The organism is Brevundimonas sp. LjRoot202 (assembly GCF_964253355.1).
Lineage (GTDB): Bacteria > Pseudomonadota > Alphaproteobacteria > Caulobacterales > Caulobacteraceae > Brevundimonas.
Map to the genome: position 1 here is coordinate 168298 of NZ_CAXUQW020000003.1, position 16528 is coordinate 184825.

The 16528-nt window shown below is 71.3% G+C and carries 14 protein-coding genes; 2 read left to right on the plus strand and 12 right to left on the minus strand.

All coding sequences use genetic code 11. From position 1 onward, the window contains the following. Positions 1 to 13 precede the first annotated feature (13 nt). The 5 genes from ACSQ1L_RS08735 to ACSQ1L_RS08755 form a co-directional block, all read right to left on the minus strand. The gene (locus tag ACSQ1L_RS08735; protein WP_435994004.1) at positions 14 to 595 is read right to left on the minus strand and encodes a helix-turn-helix transcriptional regulator; all 582 of its coding nucleotides are present in this window, start codon (positions 593 to 595) and stop codon (positions 14 to 16) included. A gap of 98 nt (positions 596 to 693) precedes the next feature. After that, entirely contained in the window at positions 694 to 1251 is a 558-nt protein-coding gene (locus ACSQ1L_RS08740) for a NifU family protein (RefSeq protein ID WP_435994006.1), read from the minus strand. Positions 1252 to 1403: 152 nt separating this feature from the next. Continuing rightward, positions 1404 to 1868: a universal stress protein gene (locus ACSQ1L_RS08745; RefSeq protein WP_435994008.1), complete on the minus strand. Its 465-nt coding sequence runs from the start codon at positions 1866 to 1868 to the stop codon at positions 1404 to 1406. Between the two features lie 133 nt (positions 1869 to 2001). Further along, positions 2002 to 6867 carry an NAD-glutamate dehydrogenase gene (locus ACSQ1L_RS08750; protein WP_435994010.1) on the minus strand — a complete coding sequence of 1622 codons (4866 nt, stop codon included), beginning with the start codon at positions 6865 to 6867 and terminating at the stop codon, positions 2002 to 2004. A gap of 356 nt (positions 6868 to 7223) precedes the next feature. Then, the gene (locus ACSQ1L_RS08755) at positions 7224 to 8348 is read right to left on the minus strand and encodes an AI-2E family transporter (protein WP_435994012.1); all 1125 of its coding nucleotides are present in this window, start codon (positions 8346 to 8348) and stop codon (positions 7224 to 7226) included. Positions 8349 to 8445: 97 nt separating this feature from the next. Between ACSQ1L_RS08755 and ACSQ1L_RS08760 the strand changes: the two genes are divergently transcribed. Further along, positions 8446 to 9996, plus strand: a complete 1551-nt coding sequence (locus tag ACSQ1L_RS08760; RefSeq protein ID WP_435994014.1) for a helicase HerA-like domain-containing protein — start codon at positions 8446 to 8448, stop codon at positions 9994 to 9996. A gap of 76 nt (positions 9997 to 10072) precedes the next feature. On the opposite strand, the gene ACSQ1L_RS08765 is transcribed toward ACSQ1L_RS08760, so the two are convergent. Both ACSQ1L_RS08765 and timA read right to left on the minus strand, forming a co-directional pair. Then, positions 10073 to 11197, minus strand: coding sequence for an MltA domain-containing protein (locus ACSQ1L_RS08765; protein ID WP_435994016.1), 1125 nt, complete (start codon positions 11195 to 11197; stop codon positions 10073 to 10075). Then, on the minus strand, positions 11194 to 11832 hold the full coding sequence (timA, locus tag ACSQ1L_RS08770) for a TIM44-related membrane protein TimA (RefSeq protein WP_435994018.1): 639 nt from the start codon (positions 11830 to 11832) through the stop codon (positions 11194 to 11196). Before timA ends, ACSQ1L_RS08765 begins: the two co-directional genes overlap by 4 nt. Before the next feature lie 234 nt (positions 11833 to 12066). On the opposite strand from timA, the gene secB reads away from it, so the two are divergent. Next, on the plus strand, positions 12067 to 12582 hold the full coding sequence (gene secB, locus ACSQ1L_RS08775; RefSeq protein WP_435994020.1) for a protein-export chaperone SecB: 516 nt from the start codon (positions 12067 to 12069) through the stop codon (positions 12580 to 12582). Positions 12583 to 12599: 17 nt separating this feature from the next. Here the strand turns inward: secB and dnaQ are convergent, their stop codons facing one another. Genes dnaQ through ACSQ1L_RS08800 form a run of 5 tightly spaced genes read right to left on the minus strand, consistent with a single transcriptional unit; the run spans position 12600 to position 16216 of the window. Beyond that, positions 12600 to 13316 (minus strand): DNA polymerase III subunit epsilon, encoded by a 717-nt coding sequence (gene dnaQ, locus ACSQ1L_RS08780; RefSeq protein WP_435994022.1) that lies wholly within the window; start codon positions 13314 to 13316, stop codon positions 12600 to 12602. Positions 13317 to 13321: 5 nt separating this feature from the next. Further along, positions 13322 to 13963 (minus strand): dephospho-CoA kinase, encoded by a 642-nt coding sequence (gene coaE / locus ACSQ1L_RS08785; RefSeq protein WP_435994024.1) that lies wholly within the window; start codon positions 13961 to 13963, stop codon positions 13322 to 13324. Continuing rightward, on the minus strand, positions 13960 to 14757 hold the full coding sequence (locus ACSQ1L_RS08790; protein WP_435994026.1) for a shikimate dehydrogenase family protein: 798 nt from the start codon (positions 14755 to 14757) through the stop codon (positions 13960 to 13962). Before ACSQ1L_RS08790 ends, coaE begins: the two co-directional genes overlap by 4 nt. Then, positions 14754 to 15350 (minus strand): Maf family protein, encoded by a 597-nt coding sequence (locus tag ACSQ1L_RS08795; protein WP_435994028.1) that lies wholly within the window; start codon positions 15348 to 15350, stop codon positions 14754 to 14756. Before ACSQ1L_RS08795 ends, ACSQ1L_RS08790 begins: the two co-directional genes overlap by 4 nt. After that, the gene (locus tag ACSQ1L_RS08800; protein WP_435994030.1) at positions 15347 to 16216 is read right to left on the minus strand and encodes a pyruvate, water dikinase regulatory protein; all 870 of its coding nucleotides are present in this window, start codon (positions 16214 to 16216) and stop codon (positions 15347 to 15349) included. The genes ACSQ1L_RS08795 and ACSQ1L_RS08800 overlap by 4 nt, the downstream gene beginning before the upstream one ends. Positions 16217 to 16528: the final 312 nt, after the last annotated feature.

Here is a 16528-nt window from a genome sequence, read left to right on the forward strand (position 1 = left end):
CAAAACGTTTCATCTACACATCCAGCCGGGCCACGACCGCCGACACCTGACGGGTCTCGGCGCGGGCGATCCGTTCCTCGTCGCCCCGCACGCCGCGGACGAACAGGGCGTCGGGGTCGGCGTGGTCGTAGAGGCGCACCCGCACCTCGCCGTCGGCCATCTCGATGACGCAACCCTGGGCGCGGCGCGGCCAGCGTCCCGGCTCGTACTCCAGCACCACGCCCGAGGCGGCCCAAGGCGCGAGGTCGTCGTTGGAGAGTTGCAGCCGCCGCGTCGTCGCGGCCGGAGCCGGACCGGCGAACGCGCGCCCGCCGCTCTGGAGGCCCTGCACAACGGCCGGCTCCGCGGCCGGCGCGGGCGAGCCCAGCTTCAGGGCCAGCGCCTCCGGGGTCGATTCCAGCGCCGCCGTCAGCCGCCGCTGCACATCCGGCCGGAACAGGCCCGACCGCTTGCCCGCCTCGTACAGGCCCCAACCCTGACTGGTCATGCCGACCCGCTCGCCGGCCTGCGCCTGGCTGAGCCCGCGCTCCTGGCGCAGGGCGGCGAGCGCCTCGCCGAGGCGCCGGGCGTCGCTGTCGCTTTCAAACCGGGGCATGGAGGGATGATGGCGCCGTCGCCGCCGCGAAGCGAGGACGGATTTGTTTCAGGGCGCTCAAGCAACGAGCCGCCGCGGGGCGAGCGATAGCGCCCTGCTTAAATGACCTGCTCGACGCGGGTCACTTCCGGCACATAGTGTTTCATCATCTGCTCGACGCCGGCCTTCAGCGTGGCCGAGGACGACGGGCAGCCGGCGCAAGCGCCGCGCATGCGCAGGCTCAGAACGCCGCTCTCCTCGTCGAAGGCGTCGAACAGGATGTCGCCGCCGTCCTGGGCCACCGCCGGACGGATGCGGCTGTCCAGCAGCTGCTTGATCTCGGCCACGATCTCGCTGTCCTCGGCGCCGGAAGCGGCGCCGTCGGCCTCGCCGTGGCGCATCAGCGGCGCGCCCGAGACGAAATGATCCATGATCGTCGCCAGGATCGGGGCCTTCATCTGGCTCCACTCGAGCCCGGCCGGGTCCCGCGTCACCGAGACGTAGTCGGCGCCGAAGAACACCCCGGCCACGCCTTCCAGCTGGAACAGCGCCTCGGCCAGCGGCGAGGCGGCCGCCTCGTCGATGTTGAGGAACTCGCGCGGCTCGGCCGAAACCTCGCGGCCCGGCAGGAATTTGAGCGCGTTCGGATTGGGCGTCGGCTCGGTCTGGATGAACATGGTCCGTAAGTGCGCCCGCCGACCGCCGGGTTCAAGGCGCCGCAACATCGCAGCCTGCCTTCCCCGCCGGGGAGGGGGGCCGCCGACGACTATGGAGGGGGCCGCGCTCAGCAGTGAGCGACCGCGTCGCGAGCGATAGCGCCTTCCCTGGATCAAGCCAGATCCTCGATCTCTTTCTCCGTGAGCTCCCCCGGCACGATGGTCACCGGCAGCTTGCGCCCGGTGAAGCTCGCGCCCTGTTTGACCACGGCCCCGACCAGCGGCCCCGGCGCGTTCGAGCCCGCCGCCAGCACCAGGATCTTGATATCGGGATCCTCGCCGACGACCTTGCGGATACAGGCCTGCGGATCGCCCCGCTCGATCAGCAGGATCGGGGTCGAGCCGGACCGCTCCGCCGCCTCGGCCGCCCAGGCGTTCAGCGTGGCCTCAGCCTCGGCCCGGGTCTGGCGTTCGATCTCCTCGCGCACGCCGGCCCAGTGGGCGTCCGACGCCGCCGCCGGAATGATCCGCAACATGACGAGGTGGCCGCCGGTCGAGCGCGCCCGCCGCGCCGTATAGCGCAGCGCCGCCTCGAACTCCGGACTGTCGTCGACGACGACCAGGAATTTACGCGGCATCGGCGACCCTCTCCCTCATCCGGCACGCTAGCAGAACACCGCCTGTTGCATAATGGGCCCGCGCGGCGCCGGTCCGAAGATCCGAAGGCGGCGCGCCGACCCGCAGGGCCGACGCGCCGTTATCCCGGAAATCCTAGCCCGCCGAGGACGCTATTTCGCGGATGACGCTGTTGGCGATGGTCAGCTTGGCGAAGGTCCAGCCCGAGCCCGAGGCCTCGATCTCGTCGACCGAGGCGCGAACGCCCTCGACCGTCTTCAGGCGCGGCCCGATCCAGCGGTCGACCGCCTGTTCCGCCGACTTTTCGGCGGCCCCGACCGAGGCGTCCGCCGAGCGCGCCACCGCCCGGGTCAGCGCGACCTGTTCGTTCATCAGGTCCTCGATCAGGCGGCGCACCGCCAGCCGGTCGAAATGGTCGGCCGAGGGCACCGCCCCCGCCGCCGCGCGCAGCCGGTCGAAGTCGAAGGCGGCGCCGACCTGGTGGTACAGGGTCGCCATGGCCGGCTCGGGCCAGCCCGCTTCCCGGGCCAGGTCGCCAATGTCCGCCGTCGCCACCAGCGGCCGCAGCATGGCGAAGTCGCGGGCCATCGCCTTGGGCGCGCCATAGCCCGCGAAGGTCGCGATACGGGCCTCCAGCCGGTCGCGCTCGAAGCGGGACAGCACCGCGCCGCCGGCCGCCCGGAGCGCATCCGCCGCCGGCTGGTAGGCGGCGATCAGTCCCTCGACCGAGGCGCCCTCGCGCATGGCCCGCCGGGCCAGCCAGAAGGTCTGGCGGCGCAGCACGGTCGAGATTTCGCGATAGAGGGCCGTCTGGGCCTCAGCCGGAATCTTCAGGTCCAGCTTCGAGACCTGGTCCCAGGCCTGGTCGAGCCGGAACACCTGCCGCGCCGCCTCGAAGGCGATGACCATGGCCGCGGTGTCGCACTGGGCCGACAGGCGCAGCCGTTCCGGGAAGGTCGGGCCGCACATGTTGACGATCTCGTTCGACAGCACGGTCGAGACGATCTCGCGGCGCAGGCGATGGCGCTGCATGTCCGCCTCGAACTTCGCCAACGGATCGGGGAAGTAGCGCACCAGGGTCTGTTTGAAGAAGGCGTCGTCCGGCGCGTCCGAGGCGACGATGTCGTCGAACAGCTCCAGCTTGGAATAGGCGGTCAGCACCGCCAGCTCCGGCCGCGTCAGCGCCGATCCGGCCGTCTTCATCTCGGCCAGCTTGAGGTCGTCGGGCAGGCCCTCGACCTTGCGGTCCAGCTTTCCCTTGCCCTCGAGCCACTGCATGAAACGCTGCTGGGAATCCAGCGCCCCGGCCCCCTCGGCCTGCTGCAGCGTCAGCGCCAGGGTCTGGTCGTAGTTGTGGACCAGCACCTTGTGCCCGACCTCTTCGGTCATCGAGGCCAGCAGGGCGTTGCGGTCCTTGGCCTTGAGCGCGCCCGAGGCGATCGCCGCCCCGGTCAGGATCTTGATGTTGACCTCGTGGTCGGAGCTGTCGACCCCCGCCGAGTTGTCGATGGCGTCGGTGTTGATCCGTCCGCCGAGGCGGGCGAAGGCGATGCGCCCGGCCTGGGTCATGCCCAGGTTGGCGCCCTCGCCGATGACCTTGGCGCGGACCTCCAGACCGTCGATGCGGATGGCGTCATTGGCCTTGTCGCCGACCTGAAGATCGCTCTCGCCGGCCGCCTTCACATAGGTGCCGATGCCGCCGAAATAGAGCAGCTCCACCGGCGCCTTGAGGATCGCCTGCATCAGGGCGGCCGGATCCAGCTTGTCTTCGGTGATCTCAAGCGCCGCCTTGATCTCCGGCGTCAGGTCGATCGACTTGGCCGAGCGCGGGAAGACCCCGCCGCCCTTGGAGATCTTCTTCTTGTCGTAGTCCTGCCAGGTCGAGCGCGGCAGTTCGTACAGCCGCTTTCGCTCGACCCACGACGTGGCCGGATCCGGGTTCGGATCGATGAAGATGTCGCGGTGGTCGAAGGCGGCGACCAGCCGGGTGGCCTTGGACAGCAGCATGCCGTTGCCGAACACGTCGCCGCTCATGTCGCCGACCCCGACGGCGGTGAACGGCTCGGTCTGGATATCCTTGCCCATCTCGCGGAAGTGGCGCTTGACCGCCTCCCACGCGCCGCGGGCGGTGATGCCCATCTCCTTGTGGTCGTAGCCGGCCGAGCCGCCGCTGGCGAAGGCGTCGTCGAGCCAGTAGCCGTAATCCGCGGAAATGCCGTTGGCGATGTCCGAGAAGCTGGCCGTGCCCTTGTCGGCGGCCACGACCAGATAGGGATCGTCGCCTTCCCAGATCACCACCTCGGCCGGATGGACCACCGAGCCGTCGGCGGCGATGTTGTCGGTGACGTCGAGCATGCCCGACAGGAAGGTCTTGTAGGCGCGGATGGCCTCGGCCTGCTGGGCGTCGCGGTCGCCGCCGGCGCGCACGATGGCCGGCAGGTGCTTCGGATAGAAGCCGCCCTTGGAGCCGACCGGCACGATGACGGCGTTCTTGACCTGCTGCGCCTTGACCAGCCCCAGCACCTCGGTGCGGAAGTCGTCGCGGCGGTCGGACCAGCGCAGGCCGCCGCGCGCCACCGGGCCGAAGCGCAGGTGCACGCCCTCGATGTGCGGGGCCCAGACGAAGATCTCCCGGTACGGCTTGGGCAGCGGCAGATACTCCAGCTCGCGCGAGGCGATCTTGATGGCGATGTGCGGATGCGGCCGGCCGTCGGCCGCGGTCTGGAAATAGTTGGTCCGCTTGATCGCCTGCACCAGCAGCGCAAGCCGGCGCAGGGCCCGGTCGTGGTCGAGGCTCTTCACCTCCTGGAGCAGGGCCATCAGCTTGTCGGCCTGCTCGGCCACCATGGCCTTGCGGGCCTTGGCGTCGCCGCCGGCGGCGGGATCGAATTTGGCGTGGAACAGCGACACCAGGCCGCGCGCCACGGCCGGATAGTCGCGCAGCGCCTCCTCCTGCACCGCCTGGCTCGGGTCGAGGCCGGTCTGCTGGCGGTAGCGGGCGAGGGTGCGGACCAGCGCCGCCTCGCGCCAGTCGACGCCCAGCTCCAGCACCAGCCGGTTGAAGCCGTCGCTCTCGGTGCGGCCGGTCCACACCGCCGAGAAGGCCTGTTCGAACGGCTCGCGGACATCGTCGAAATGCAGGCCGCCGCCGCGCGGGTCCTCGAGCAGGAACTCGTGGACGTGGATCTGCGGATCGCCCAGCGGCGACAGGGCGTGGCCCCATTCCTCAAGCGTCTTCAGCCCCATGTCGGCGAGGATCGGCAGCACGTCCGACAACGGCACGGCGGAGCCGCGGCGGTAGAGCTTGAAGCGGAAATTGAGCGGCCCGTCGCTCTCGGCGCGGAAGGCGCGCACGGCCACGGGGTCGCCGCCGTCGTTGAGGCCGGACGCGTTCAGCCCGTCCGCCGCCTGCAGGTCCCGCACCGCCTCGTCAGCGTCGTAGCGGTCACGGTAGCCGGCCCCGAAGGCCCAGGCCCAGCGGCCGCTCAGCGGTCCGACCTGGACATCGTCGACGTCGGCGCGGCGCAGGGCGGTTTCGAAGCGGTCGACCCAGCCGCGGCCGGCCTCGGCGATCTCGGCGTCGAGCTCGGCCAGGTCCGGGCAGGGGTGTTCGCCCGGCGTCACCCCGATGATGTAGTGGATGCGCACCAGGGGCTGGTCCGACAGCTGCGGATACCAGGCCGACAGCCGCCCGCCCCAGGCCCGCGCCAGGATCCGGCCGATCCGCTCGCGGATGCCCGGGTTGAACCGTTCGCGCGGGATGAAGGTCAGCACCGAGACGAACCGGTCGAACGGGTCCTTGCGGGTGAAGCTCTTGATCCGCGGCCGGTCGTGCAGGTGCAGGATGCCCAGCGCGATCTCCAGCAGCTCGTCCTCGCCGATCTGGAAGAGTTCGTCGCGCGGATAGTTCTCGAGGATGTTCTTCAGCCGCTTGTGGCTGTGCGAGCCGGCCACCTTGCCCGCCCGCGCCAGGGCGTTGACCACCTTGCGCCGCAGCAGCGGCACCTCCTTGGCGGTCTTGTCATAAGCCTCGGCGGTGAACAGGCCGACGAAGCGGGTCTCGCCCGACGGTTTGCCGTCCGGCCCGAACCGCTTGACCCCGATGTAGTCCATATAGGCCCGGCGATGCACCCGCGACCGGGCGTTGGCCTTGGCCACGGTGACCGGCTCGGACAGGTTCAGCTGCTTCTTCATCGACCGGGTCAGCACCGCCGGCTCGTTGGCGCGGCGCAGCACGGTGCGGTCCGGATCCGCCAGCACGCCCAGGCCGGCGCCCGACTGCGACAGCGGCGCCTCGGCCTCGTAGCCGCCGTCCTTGGTTCGCGGATAGTCGTAGTCGCGGGCGCCGAGGAAGACGAAGTGATCCGCCTCCAGCCAGCGCAGGAAGTCGAGATTCTCGGCCAGCACGTCGGCGTCGACTCCCGGCACCCCGGCTTCCAGATGGGCGATCGAGCGCGCCATCAGGGCGTTCATCGCGGCGTGGTCGGTCACCGCCGCGCGCACGTCGGCCATGGTCGCCGCCAGACTCTCGCCCAGGGCGTCGCGGCGCTCTTGCGGGGCGGGGTCCATGACCACGATGATCAGCGAGGTGCGGGCCCCGCCGATCTCGACGATCGGGTGGAACATCGAACGCACGGTGACGCCGGCCTCGGCCAGTTCGCCCATGACGCTGTCGACCAGGAAGGGCCGGTCGTCCTGGATGATGGCGATGCTGTCATAGCCCACCGCGCGGCCGTCGGCTCCGGTCAGCGGCCCGAAGGTGATCAGGGCCGCGCCGCCGGGCTTGCGTCCCTTCGCCGACTTCCACACCGAGGCCAGCAGATGGGCCAGGTCGGCGCCGCTCAGCTCCGGCGTCTCGTCGGCGACATAGTCGTCGTGCGCCTGGGCCAGGTAGGCGCGGGCGTCCTCGCCGTACGGGCCGCTGACCGCGGTGGCGAAGTTCGCCTCCAGCGCCTCCAGGGTAATGGCCTGAGGGAGCGTGGGGGCGGAAGCGCCGGACATGGACAGTTCTCTTTGCGGGGCGGGGCCGGGGATCGGCCCGCCAGGGCGTCGCCAGACTAGGCCGCTTCGCCGCTTCGGCAAGCCGCCCGCCCGACCCGGCTCCACTAGGACAGGGCTGCTCCGACGGGAAGGCCCAAAAGCGCCGCAGGGCGGGTCCGGGCATGGGCGGCTTGGGCCCGGCGCCCCCCGGAAACGACTAGGCCGCCGGACTTTCGTCCGGCGGCCTGTTCGGACCGGCGCCCAGGAGGGGGAGGGGTGGCGCCGATCTCGGCGCCGCGGCTTGGGGGGGAGGGGGGGCCGCGGCGACAGGGTTGAGATAGGAGCCGGTTGTGGCCAATCAAGGGCGGGGAAACCCCTCAGTCGGCCTTGGCCTGCGGCGGGTTGACGCGGCGTCGGACGGGCTTGGCCTCGCCCTCCTCGTCCGCGTAGGGCTCGCCGTCGCCGGACAGCAGGATGGCCATCCAGCGCGAGCCCTTGAACTCGGCCAGTATGGCCATGGCCATGACGGCCAGCGGCGTCGACAGGAACATGCCGACCACGCCCCAGATCTTGCCCCAGAAGGCCAGCGCCAGCAGCACCACCACCGGGTCGATGTTCTGGTTGTCGCCCTGCATGCGCGGCTGGATCAGGTTGCCGCTGATGAACAGGATGGTCTGCAGCCCGATCAGCAGCACCGCGGCCTGCCAGTAGGTCTCGAACTGGACCAGGGCGAACAGCGGCGGGGCGAGGCCGGCGACCGCGCCGCCGAGCACCGGAATGAAGCCGACGATGAAGATGACGAAGGTCCAGAACTCCGCGTTCTGCAGCCCCACCGCCCGCATCAGCAGCCAGGCCGCCGCGCAGATCATCGCCCCGGTGACGGTCTGGACCCACAGATAGCCCTCGACCCCGCCGCGCACCCGCTGGAACACCTCCAGCGCCTCGCCCCGGGCCGTGCGGTCCGGGAACATGCCGACGATCTTGCGCCGGAAGCCAGACTGCGAGGCCAGCAGGAAGGCCAGGTAGATCATCACGAAGAAGGCCCCGGTCAGCACGCCCTGGGCCTGCAGCGCCGCGTCGGCCAGATAGCTGCGGATATCCAGCTGGGTCATCAGCTCGGCCGCCGTCGGCACCGTCTCGATCCCCAGGATGCGCCCGCCGTCGACCAGGATCTGGTCGATCCGGGGCCCGATGCGCGAGGTCACCCCCGTCGCCTCGTCGAAGAAGCCCGCCGCCCCGTTCACGATCACCGCGATCGAGGCGAAGAACAGCAGCACGATCAGGATCAGCGCCGCCGCGCCCGCGAACCGCTGCGGGATGCGGGTCCGCGCCTCGATGAACCGCTTCACCCCGTCGATCATAATCAGCAGGAAGATGGCCATGGCCAGCGGCGTCAGGATGTCCCTCAGCCAGTAGACCGCCGCCCCCGCGGCGACCACGGCGATCGCCACCAGCGCGTTGCGGGCCACGGATGAGGTCGGCAGGCTGATCGGCGGTTTCATGGGCATATGGTCAAGGTCCCGGTGATCGCCGTCAATCGGCCTTGAACCGCCGCGCCGGCCGGTAGAGCATGAGCGCCAAGCTTGTGCAGGAGTTCCCATGCCCGACGCCTCTCCCGGTCTGTTCCTCGGCCAGTCCTCCACCGACAGCGGCGCCCGGCCCGAGGTCCTGCTGTTCCACCGCGCCAATCGCCACGGCGTCGTCGCCGGCGCGACCGGCACGGGCAAGACCGTGACCCTGCAGATCATGGCCCAGGGCTTCTCCGACGCCGGCGTGCCGGTGTTCTGCGCCGACGTGAAGGGCGACCTGTCGGGCATCTGCGTGTCGGGCTCGCCGAACGAAAAACTGACCGCGCGGGCCGAGAGCATGGGACTGACGCTGCAGTCGAAGGCGGCCCCGGTGGTGTTCTGGGACCTCTACGGCGAGAAGGGCCACCCGATCCGCACCACCGTCAGCGAGATCGGCCCGCTGCTGCTCGGCCGGATGTTGAACCTCAACGAGGTGCAGGAAGGGGTGCTGTCGGTGGTCTTCCACGTCGCCGACAAGGAAGGCCTGCTACTGCTCGACCTCGACGACCTGCGCAGCATGCTGGTCCACGTCGGCGAGAACGCCGAACGCATCGGCCGCGAGGTCGGCCATGTGGCCCCGGCCTCGATCGCCGCCATCCAGCGCTCGATCCTCCAGCTCGAACAACAGGGCGGCAAGGCCTTCTTCGGCGAACCGGCGCTGAAGCTTGAGGACATGATGCGCACCGGCCTCGATGGCCGCGGCCAGGTCAATGTGCTGGACGCGACGAAGCTGATGAACAGCCCACGCCTCTACGCCGCCTTCCTGCTGTGGCTGCTGTCGGAGCTGTTCGAACAGCTGCCCGAGGTCGGCGACCCCGACAAACCGCGCCTCGTCTTCTTCTTCGACGAGGCCCACCTGCTGTTCACCGACGCGCCGGACGCCCTGCGCGAGAAGGTCGAGCAGGTGGTGCGCCTGATCCGCTCCAAGGGGGTCGGGGTCTATTTCGTCACCCAGAACCCGGCCGACATCCCCGACAGCGTCCTGGCCCAGCTGGGCAACCGCATCCAGCACGCCCTGCGCGCCTACACCCCGTCGGAACAGCGCGGCCTGAAGGCGGCCTCGGAGAGCTTCCGCGCCAATCCGGCCTTCGACACCGCCGAGGCCATCCAGGCCCTCGGCGTGGGCGAGGCGCTGGTCTCGACCCTCGACGCCAAGGGCGCCCCCAATGTCGTGGCCCGCACCATGATCCGCCCGCCGGATAGCCGCCTCGGTCCCGCCACCGACGCCGAGCGGGCCCAGATCATGGCCGCCAGCCCGGTGCGCGGCCTCTACGACACGGCCGTCGACCGCGAGTCGGCCGAAGAGATCCTGCTCGCCCGCCGCGGCGAGGCCGACCAGGCCGCCGCCGCCGACAAACTCGCCGAAGCCCGCGCCAAGACCGACGCCGCCGCCGCGAAGGAGGCCGAAAAGGCCGCCGCCGCCCGGGCCAAGGAACAGGCCCGCGCCCGCGCCCCGGCGCGCCGCCGTTCCAGCCGCGAGACGCCGATCGAGGCGGCGACCAAGTCGGTGCTGCGCACCGCGGGCTCGACGATCACCCGCGAGCTGCTGCGAGGGCTGCTGGGCGGATTGCGACGGCGCTGAGCCTCCCACGTCCCTTCTCCCTTGGGAGAGAAGGAAGACGTGACGCCGAAAATACATCCGGCGCGGCCCCGGGGCTTCAGCCCCTCGGAACCAGCCGCCACATCCTGAGCGGATGCCGCACCGCCCCGGCCTCCTCGCCGGCCGCCGCGCCGCGACCCATGTAGAGGTCGGCCCGCACCGGGCCCTTGATCGCCGAGCCGGTGTCCAGCGCCACGACCAGGCCGCGGTAGCTGCCCCGCGCCCCGGCCAGGTTGCCCCCGTCGGCGCTGATCCAGACGAGGTCGCCATAGCGCCAGTGGGTCGGGTCCACCGCGATGGCGCGGCGAGCGGGCAGGGGGAGTCCCGCGGCCCCGTTCGGGTCGCCGCCGTCGTCGGGATCGAGGCTGAAGAAGATGTAGCGGGCGTTCAGCGCCATCACCGCCCGCGCCTCCGGCCCCCGGTGCGCCGCCAGCCAGCCACGGATGGCCTCGCCGGAGGTCCCGTTCGGCGGCAGCAGTCCCTGCTCGGCCATCGGGCGGGCGATGCCGGTGAACGGCCGGCCGTTGTCGGCGGCGTAGGCGGCGCGGGCCTTCGAGCCGTCGGCGAAGGTCAGATAGCCCGACCCCTGGATCTGCATGAAGAACAGATCCTCGGCCCGCATCCAGGCCAACGGGGTTGTCGGCGGAGCCGCCTCGATCGCGGCGCGCTCGGGCAGGACCTGACCGCGCGTCCAGCCGGCGGGCGGTGCGAGCACCGGCATGTCGAACTCGCCGTCCGGGCTCCGGCGCGCGGCGTACTCGGGCGCGAAATAGGCGGTCAGCAGGCCGGGACCGCCGTCGGCCGTCTCGGCCTCCACCACCGAGAAGCCGCTCTCGAAGAAGGCGCGGGCCAGCGAGGGCGTCACCGGCCGCGAGGTCCGGCGGATCTGCAGGGCCCGGTCGCACTGGGCCCGGGCGGCCGGGTCGCGGGCCACGCGGCAGCCGTCGGCCCAGGCGTTGAAGGCGGCCAGATGATCCTCGTCGTCCCAGCCCGGCAGGATGGTCGGGCTCACCCCGACGGGCGCGGCCGGCAACGGGGCCGGGCGGACCGGCGTCGTGGGGACGGGCGCGGGCGTGGAGGGGAGCGGCGGCGGGCTGGCGCAGGCGGCCAGCGCCAGCGTCAGGACAAGGACGACGGCGCCCGCGGCCGTCCGGGGCGTCGCCCAGCGGCCGCCGCGGCTCATGCGGCGGCGGGTTCGGTGCGGGCCAGAAGCCAGTTCGGATCGCTGGCCCCGAGAATGCGCTCGAAGGTCCAGACCTCGGCCACGCGGCGTTCCTCGACCTGTTCCTCGGCCCCCGGCTCGGCCGGCTTCACCCGGTTGCGCAGTTCGGCGAGGAAGCGGACCTTGGCGATGGCGCGGTTTTCCTCGGCGGTGGCCAGTTCCAGATCGGCCCGGGCGGGATGCAGGAACTCGGCCTCCTCGGTTTCGCCCCGGGCCTCGCGCGCGGCGATGCCGCCCTCGAACGACTCCATGACCCGCGGGGTCAGCAGCGGCTTGAGCGTCTCGCGGTCGCCGGCGGCGTAGGCGCGGACGATGGTCTCGTGCGCCTGGCGCGCGCCCTCGAGGAAGCGGACCGGGTCGAAATTGGGGTCGCGCGCCTTCAGCCCGGCGATAGAGGTCAGGGTCACCGCGTCCAGCACGGTCGCGCGGGGCGCGTTGGGGTCCTGGGGGCCGGCGGGAGCGGGCGGCTGGGCGCGGGCGTCCTCCTCGGGCTGGCGGCCGACCTTCTTGCCCAGCACATTGTAGAGCTGGAACAGGACGAAGGCGGCGATCACCGCGAAGAAGACGATCTGGATCTGGACCGGCGGCACTGGCAATCCCTGACTGGCGTCCGAACAACGCCGGACGCGGCGAAACGACGATTAGGGGCTCATATGGGGACGCGCAAGGCGAACGGCGCCCCCTGCGTCCGCGGCCGATCGCCTTCCACCGTCACGGCCACCCCGCTTCGGCGAGCGTCGTTGCCGCAAGTGGCGCCGCATGGTAGTCGCGGCGCCTTCGGGCCGGGAAGCCGCGCCCCTCACGCCATTTCCGGACAAGACCGACCCGCCATGACCGACGCCGCCCCGCCCGCCGACGCCAACACCCCCGCGCCCGCCGAGAACGGCGCCGGCGCTCCCGCCGGCCCGGGTTTCCGCATCCTCGCCCAGTACGTCCGCGATCTCTCGTTCGAGAACCCCAAGGCCCCGGACTCGCTGCGCATCGACGGCAAGCCGGCCATCGACCTCGGGGTCGAGATGAATGCCCAGGGCCGCAAGGACGGCCTGTTCGAGGTCGAGCTGCGCCTGACCGTCAAGGCCACGACCGACGCCATGACGGTGTTCAACGTCGAGCTGCTCTACGGCGGCCTGTTCGCCCTGCACGGCGTCGCCGAGCAGGAGATCGAGCCGATGCTGCTGATCGAGTGCCCGCGCTACCTGTTCCCGTTCGCCCGCGAGATCATCGCCCGCGCCACCTCGGACGGCGGCTTCTACCCGCCCTTCATGCTCGACCCGATCGACTTCGCGGCCATCTACATGTCGCGCCAGCAGCAGATCGCGCGCGGCCCGGAAGCGGCCAAGGTCTGACGGCGGCCTGACGGCCCTCAGGCCGTCTCGATCTCCAGCCCATAGCCGGCCCACAGCGACCGGTCCTTCAGGTTGGCCTGAAGGAAGGCGCGATGCGCCGCCTGCTCGGCTTCGGTCGAGCGAGGCGCCAGCGGTCGGGGGCGGGGGCCGTATCCGCCGATCGCCGCCGCCGCGACGTTGGCGGCCGTGGTCCGGGCGGACGACAGGTCCAGCCGTCGCTCCTTGCCGCCCTTGAGCTCCAGATAGACCTCGGCCAGCAGGCGGGCGTCGATCAGCGCCCCGTGCAGGGTGCGCTCGACCAGGCTGATCTTGAACCGCTTGCACAGGGCGTCGAGCGAGTTGGCCATGCCCGGAAACCGGCTCTGGGCCAGCTTCAGCGTGTCGATCCAGCGCGCCTCCTCGAGCAGCGGATGACTGCACAGGCCGCACTCGTGGTCGATGAAGGCGCGGTCGAAGGCGGCGTTGTGGGCGATCACCGGCGCGTCGCCGATGAAGGCCATCAGCTCGTGCACCACCTCGCGAAACTTCGGCGCGCCGCGCACCTTCTCGTCGGTGATGCCGTGCACCCGGATGGCGTCGGGCGGGATCAGCCGCTCAGGGTGGACCAGGGTGTGGTACGTCCGCCCGGTCGGCAGCAGGTCCTCGATCTCGATGCAGCCGACCTCGATCAGCCGGTCGCCGGTCTTCGGATCGAAGCCGGTGGTTTCGGTGTCGAGAACGATTTCGCGGGCCATGCGCCTTATTGAATCCGTTCGCCGGTTTCCGGAAGACCGCGCCGCGGAGAACTCCACCCCGGCGCCAGAACCGTCCCCACGATTTCGCGCACCCGCGCCCGCGCCGCCTCCAGCCCCCGGCCGGTGTCGACGATGAAGTCCGCCCGCCGCCGCTTCTCCGCATCGGGCGTCTGCCGCGCCAGGATGGCTTCGAACCGCTCCCGCGTCATGCCGGGCCGCGCCAGTACGCGCTCGGCCTGCACCTCCGGATCGGCCGTGACCACCACCACAGCATCCACGGCCGCGTCGCCGCCGGTCTCGAACAGCAGGGGGATGTCCAACACCGCCAGCTTCACGCCGCGCCGCTCCGCCGCCTCGAGATCCTCCAGCCGCCCCTTCAACACCAGCGGATGCACGATGGCCTCCAGCCGCCGGAACGCCGCCTCGTCCTGGCCCAGCGCCCCGGCCAGCCGGACGCGGTCGACGGCCCCGTCGACGACCACGCCCGGAAAGGCCTCGCCCACCGGCCCGACCGCCGCCCCGCCCTTGGCGTAGAGCCGGTGCACGGCCTCGTCGGCGTTCCACACCAGGGCGCCCTCATCGGCGAACATCCCGGTCGTGGTGGTCTTTCCCATGCCGATGGAGCCGGTCAGTCCGAGCACGATCATGACGCCTCTCCCAGGGCCTGAAGCGCCAGCGCCCGGACGTCGATATCGGGCGGAGCCTGGTCGAACAGCGTCTTGAACGAGGGCCGCGCCTGACCGATCAGCATGGCCAGGCCATCCACCGTTGTCAGGCCCCGCGCCCGGCCGGCGGCCAGGAAGGGGGTCTCCAGCGGTCGATAGGTCATGTCCATCAGCACCGCATCGGACCTCAGGGACCCGGCGTCTATCCGGGGCGGAACGCTCAGGGCGTTGACCACCAGCGCGGCCCGCTCCAGCGCCGTCTCCTCCGCCACCTCCGCGTCGAGGTCCTCCGCCAGACGCTCCGCCCGCTCCCGCGTCCGGTTCATCACCCCGACCCTCGCCCCGTCACGGACCAGCGCCGCCACGGCCGCGCGCGCTGCGCCCCCGGCGCCGAGCACCACCACCTCCGCCCCCCTCGCATCGAAGCCCGGAGCCTGCTCGACCAGGGCCGCCATCAGACCCAGGCCGTCGGTCGAGGTCGCGACCACCCGCCCCTCCGCAAAGCCGATGAGGTTCGCCGAGCCGCACCGGCGGGCCGTCAGGCTGGCCGTATCCGCCAGCTCCAGCGCCAGCTGCTTCCACGGCGCGGTCACGTTCAGGCCGACCAGCCGGCCGCCCCGGCCCTCCTCGACCAGCCGACGGAACGCCGGCTCGTCCCCGGCCTCGAACGCCTCGTAGCGGGCGTCCAGTCCCGCCGCCGTGATCCAGGCGTTGTGGATCAACGGACTGAGCGAATGGGCGATCGGCCACCCGACAACGCCGGCGATCAAGGTCATGTCGCCAGCACTCCGGCCCGGCGCAGTTCGGCCAGCACCGGCCACAGCGGCATGCCGAGCACGGTGAAGTAGTCGCCGTCGACCGCCTCGAACAGCTGCGCGCCCATTCCCTCGAGGCGGTAGGAGCCGACCGAGGCCAACAGGGCCTCGCCCTCGGCCGTCAGATAGGCGTCGAGAAAGACGTCGGAGAAATCGCGAACCCGCAGGGTCACGGTGTCGACGTCGGACCAGACCACCTGACCGTTCCGCGCCAGCGCCGCAGCCGAATGCAGCTGGTGGCTCCGGCCTCGCATCGCCGCGAGTTGGGCCCGGGCCGCCGTCATCGAAGGGGCCTTGGACACCAGTCCGCCGGCGAAGGCGAGGGTCTGGTCGGCGCCCAGCACCCAGGCCTCGGGATCGTGGCGCGACACGGCCAGCGCCTTGACCCGCGCCAGTTCAAGGGCGAGTCCGGCCGCGTCGGCAGGATCGTGCGCCGCCTTGACCACGTCCTCGTCCACCTCGGCGACATGGACGGAGAAGGGCACGCCGGCCCCCTCGAGCATGGCCCGGCGGGCGGCGCTTTTCGAGGCGAGGATCAGCCGCTCGCCGCTCACCAGCTGGTTCCCACGCGGTGCGTGCGCCGTTCGTTGAGCACGTTGATGATCGCCGCCGCCGTCTCCTCGACCGAGCGCCGGGTGACGTCGATGACCGGCCAGCCCCGGCGTTCGAAGGCCCGGCGCGCCTTGACCGTCTCCTCGCGCACCGCCTCGTGGTCGGTGTAGGACGAGGCCCGGCTCGCATTCAGCCCGTCCAGGCGGTTTCGCCGGATCTGCACCAGCCGGTCGGGCGACACGGTCAGGCCGATGATCAGCGGGTTCTTCAACCCGACCAGCCGCTCGCCGTCCTCCTGGCCGGGCACCAGCGGCACGTTGGCGGCGCGGATGCCGCGGTGGGCCAGATAGATGCAGGTCGGCGTCTTCGAGGTGCGGCTGACCCCGCACAGCACCACGTCGGCGCTCTCCAGCTGTTCCGTCGTGCCCTGGCCGTCGTCGTGGGCCATGGCGTAGTCCAGCGCCGCGATGCGGTTGAAATAGTCGGTGTCGAGCGCGTGCTGGGCCCCCACCCGGGTCGACAGGGCCGCGCCGAGATAGCGCGACAGGGCGCCCACCAGCGGATCCAGCGCCGCGATCTGCGGCATGTCCAGCCGGCGGCAGCCTTCCTCCAGCTGCTCGCGCAGGCTCCGGTCGACGAGGGTGTGCAGGACCACGCCGGGCGAGGCCGCGATTTCTTCCAGCACCCGGTCCATCTGCTTGGCCGACCGGACCAGGGCGTAGATGTGCTCGATCGGAATGACGCCGTCGAAACGCGCCACCACGGCCTTGGCCATGGCGTTCAGGGTCTCGCCGGTCGAGTCCGAGACCAGATGGACGTGGAAATAGGTCGCCAGGCGGGAGACGCCGGCGGGTCGGGCCGCATTCATCGGGCGGAGCTCATGGGGATGGGCTCTTGGAAGCTGTCCATGGCGGCGAGACTCCTGTGGACGGGGCCGGGCGCCGATCGTCCCGACCGGTGCGCCGATCTCTATAGCCGGGGCGGCCGGATGCGGCGAGCCGGGATGAAGGTGGACGGCGCCGCCCGCCCGGACCGAGTCATCCCGCGCTCCGGCACGGCTCCACGGGTCGGGTGTGGATAGTCTTAACGAGACCTTAACGGCGCCCGCCCGCGGGTGACCGCCTCACGACGCGAAGTCCCGGCGGTCAGGGCCCCGGAAGCAACTGTCCCCGCTTTCACC

Excerpts from the sequence above, each read along its gene's own strand:
- ACSQ1L_RS08735 (WP_435994004.1), bottom strand. The coding sequence starts at position 595 with ATGCCCCGGTTTGAAAGCGACAGCGACGCCCGGCGCCTCGGCGAGGCG.
- ACSQ1L_RS08740 (WP_435994006.1), bottom strand. The coding sequence starts at position 1,251 with ATGTTCATCCAGACCGAGCCGACGCCCAATCCGAACGCGCTCAAATTC.
- ACSQ1L_RS08745 (WP_435994008.1), bottom strand. The coding sequence starts at position 1,868 with ATGCCGCGTAAATTCCTGGTCGTCGTCGACGACAGTCCGGAGTTCGAG.
- ACSQ1L_RS08750 (WP_435994010.1), bottom strand. The coding sequence starts at position 6,867 with ATGTCCGGCGCTTCCGCCCCCACGCTCCCTCAGGCCATTACCCTGGAG.
- ACSQ1L_RS08755 (WP_435994012.1), bottom strand. The coding sequence starts at position 8,348 with ATGAAACCGCCGATCAGCCTGCCGACCTCATCCGTGGCCCGCAACGCG.
- ACSQ1L_RS08760 (WP_435994014.1), top strand. The coding sequence starts at position 8,446 with ATGCCCGACGCCTCTCCCGGTCTGTTCCTCGGCCAGTCCTCCACCGAC.
- ACSQ1L_RS08765 (WP_435994016.1), bottom strand. The coding sequence starts at position 11,197 with ATGAGCCGCGGCGGCCGCTGGGCGACGCCCCGGACGGCCGCGGGCGCC.
- secB (WP_435994020.1), top strand. The coding sequence starts at position 12,067 with ATGACCGACGCCGCCCCGCCCGCCGACGCCAACACCCCCGCGCCCGCC.
- dnaQ (WP_435994022.1), bottom strand. The coding sequence starts at position 13,316 with ATGGCCCGCGAAATCGTTCTCGACACCGAAACCACCGGCTTCGATCCG.
- coaE (WP_435994024.1), bottom strand. The coding sequence starts at position 13,963 with ATGATCGTGCTCGGACTGACCGGCTCCATCGGCATGGGAAAGACCACC.
- ACSQ1L_RS08790 (WP_435994026.1), bottom strand. The coding sequence starts at position 14,757 with ATGACCTTGATCGCCGGCGTTGTCGGGTGGCCGATCGCCCATTCGCTC.
- ACSQ1L_RS08800 (WP_435994030.1), bottom strand. The coding sequence starts at position 16,216 with ATGAATGCGGCCCGACCCGCCGGCGTCTCCCGCCTGGCGACCTATTTC.